This is a genomic window from Brevundimonas sp. CURTG3B2_SDJG (genome assembly GCF_057364705.1).
Map to the genome: position 1 here is coordinate 1 of NZ_JBNFOJ010000311.1, position 3,153 is coordinate 3,153.

A 3,153-nucleotide genomic window follows, 5' to 3' on the forward strand; every position below is an offset into this window, starting at 1 on the left:
GGCCGGGGCCTCGGCGGGCGCGGTGGCCGCCGCCCTGCTGGAGCTCAGCCTGAGCGGCCGCGCGACCCTGCTGCCCGGCGGTCTGGCGTCGCTCTGAGCTTCAGGAAACTCAGGGCCGATTGACAGCGAGGCTTAGGCCAACCACGTTCCCGCCCCTTCGAAAGGCGCCTCCCCGCATGAATCTCGTCGTCGTCGAAAGCCCCGCAAAGGCCAAGACCATCAACAAATACCTGGGCTCGGACTTCACCGTCCTGGCCTCGTACGGCCACGTCCGCGACCTGCCGTCCAAGGACGGGTCGGTGCTGCCCGACGATGACTTCTCCATGTCCTGGGAGGTCGACGCTAAGGCGTCCAAGCGCCTGAGCGAGATCGCCGAGATCGCCAAGAAGTCCGACCGTGTCATCCTGGCCACCGACCCGGATCGCGAGGGCGAGGCCATCAGCTGGCACGTGCTGGAGGTGCTGACCAAGAAGAAGGCGATCAAGGACGCGACCGTCCAGCGGGTGACGTTCAACGCCATCACCAAGTCCGCCGTACTGGAGGCGATGGCCGCCCCGCGCGACATCGACATGGAGCTGGTCGAGGCCTACCTGGCCCGCCGAGCTCTGGATTATCTAGTGGGCTTCACCCTGTCGCCGGTGCTGTGGCGCAAGCTGCCCGGCGCGCGCTCGGCCGGACGGGTGCAGTCGGTCGCCCTGCGCATCGTCGTCGATCGCGAGATGGAGATCGAGAAGTTCAAGGCGCAGGAATACTGGTCCGTCGAGGCCGACATGGCCGCCGACAGCCCGCCGTTCACCGCCCGCCTGGTCAAGCATGCCGGCAAGCGTGTGCAGCGACTGGACATCACCTCCGAGGCCATGGCGACGGCGGCGCGAGACGCCATCGCCGCGGCGGCCTTCACCATCTCTTCGGTCGAGAAGAAGCCGGTCAAGCGCGCGCCCAGCCCGCCGTTCATGACTTCGACCCTGCAGCAGGAGGCCTCGCGCAAGCTGGGCTTCACGGCCCAGCGCACCATGCAGGCGGCGCAGAAGCTGTACGAGGGCGTCGACGATCAGGGCGGCCTGATCACCTACATGCGGACCGACGGCCTGTATGTCAGCCCCGAAGGAATCGCCCAGGCGCGCGAGGTGATCGGCGACCGGTTCGGTCCGGCCTACGTTCCGGAACAACCCAGGTATTACAAGACGAAAGCCAAGAACGCTCAGGAAGCGCACGAGGCGATTCGCCCGACCAACATGGCTCGGGCTCCCGAAACCCTGCGGCTCGAGGGCGACCTGCAGCGGCTGTACGAACTGATCTGGAAGCGGACCATCGCCAGCCAGATGGAGTCCGCCCGCCTGGACCGGACCACGGTCGAGATCGAGGAGCCGACCGGCCAGACCGGGCTGCGCGCCACCGGCCAGGTGGTGACCTTCGACGGCTTTCTGGCCGTCTACGAGGAAGGCCGCGACGACAAGCCCCAACCCGGCCAGGCTGGCGAAGACGAGGAGGACACGACCCGCCTGCCCGCGCTGAAGGAAGGCGCCAAGGCCCAGGTCGAGGCGATCCGCACCGATCAGCATTTCACCGAGCCGCCTCCGCGCTATTCCGAGGCGACCCTGGTCAAGAAGCTGGAGGAGCTGGGGATCGGCCGCCCGTCGACCTACGCCTCCATCCTGACCACCCTGCGCGACCGCGAATACGTGCGGATGGACAAGAACCGGTTCTATCCCGAGGACAAGGGCCGGCTGGTGACCGCCTTCCTGGAGCAGTTCTTCCGCAAGTGGGTCGAGTACGACTTCACCGCGGCGCTGGAGACCCGGCTCGACGAGGTCTCGGCCGGCGAACTGAACTGGAAGGTTCTGCTGCGCGACTTCTGGGCCGACTTCCACGCGGCGACGACAGCGGCCGGCGAACTGCGCACCACGGCCATCCTGGACGCGCTGAACGAGTCCCTGGGGCCGCACATCTTCCCGCAGAAGGAGGACGGGTCGGACCGCGCGAATGCCCGCTGTGCCACCAAGGTCAGCTGAGCCTGAAGACCAGCCGCTTCGGCGCCTTCATCGGCTGTTCGCGCTACCCGGAGTGCAAATACACCCGCCCGGTGGCGTCCCCGGACGCGGCCGAGGGCGGCGCGGACGGCGGCGACCGGACGCTGGGGACTGATCCGGCCACCGGCCAGCCGGTCGAGCTGAAGATCGGCCGCTTCGGTCCCTATGTCGAAACCATGCCGCTGGACGCCGACAAGCCCAAGCGCTCGTCCCTGCCCAAGGGCTGGTCGCCAGCCTCGCTGTCGCTCGAACAAGCGCTTCGGCTACTGGCCCTGCCGCGCGAAGTCGGTCCGCACCCTGAGGACGGCAAGCCGATCACGGCGGGCCTGGGCCGCTACGGCCCCTTCGTGCAGCACGCAGGAACCTATGCGAATGTCTCTGACATCGAAGAGGTTTTCGAGGTCGGGCTGAACCGGGCCGTGGCGCTGCTGGCCGAGAAACGCGCCGGGCGTCCGGGGCGCGGCTCGGCGGTCGCGCCGCTGAAGGAGCTGGGCCCTCACCCCGAGGACCAGGCCCCGGTGCAGGTGATGGCCGGCCGGTTCGGACCCTATGTGAAGTGGGGCAAGGTCAACGCCACGATCCCGAAGGGCACGGCGCCCGAGGACATGACGCTGGAGGCGGCGATCCCGCTGCTGGCCGAACGCGCCGCCAAGGCCCCAACGGCGAAGAAGAAAGCTCCGGCCAAGAAGGGGGCCCCTCCGAAAAAGGCGGCGGCCAAGAAGCCGGCCGCGAAGAAAGCGCCGGCGAAAAAGAAGGCGCCCCAAGACTGACCTCTCCCGATGGGAGAGGCCTTGGGCGCACGGCGACCGCAAGGTCGCCGTTCTTGCGCGAAAGGGTGAGGGTCGCCCCTCATCCGGCGCCGCGCGCCATCTTCTCCAATCGGAGAAGGATCATTTTCAGCAAGTGATCTCTTGCTGCATTGAGGCGCGCGGCCAACCCCTGGGTGCCGCCTTGGTCGGGGTGGGCGCGGGCCATCAGCCGCTTCCAGGCGGCGTTGATCTCGGCCGGGCTCGCGGAGACGGAGACCCCCAGCAGCGCGCGTGCCTCCGTGTCCGTCATGCCCTCGGCGCGTGGGGCCGGCGTCCGTTGCCGGGAGGCGATCGTCAGCCACAGGCCGGCGCCG

General features: G+C 68.4%; 2 protein-coding genes and 1 pseudogene. 2 read left to right on the forward strand and 1 reads right to left on the reverse strand.

Annotated features, from left to right (window positions below):
* A partial coding sequence (locus AC2W7C_RS15670) for a DprA-like winged helix domain-containing protein (RefSeq protein ID WP_486002236.1) occupies positions 1-97 on the forward strand: 97 nt, incomplete at its 5' end.
* Between the two features lie 79 nt (positions 98-176).
* A pseudogene (gene topA / locus AC2W7C_RS15675) lies at positions 177-2,800 on the forward strand (type I DNA topoisomerase).
* A gap of 79 nt (positions 2,801-2,879) precedes the next feature.
* On the opposite strand, the gene AC2W7C_RS15680 reads toward topA, so the two are convergent.
* Positions 2,880-3,153: J domain-containing protein (locus AC2W7C_RS15680; protein ID WP_486002235.1), on the reverse strand; the 274-nt coding region annotated here is incomplete at its 5' end.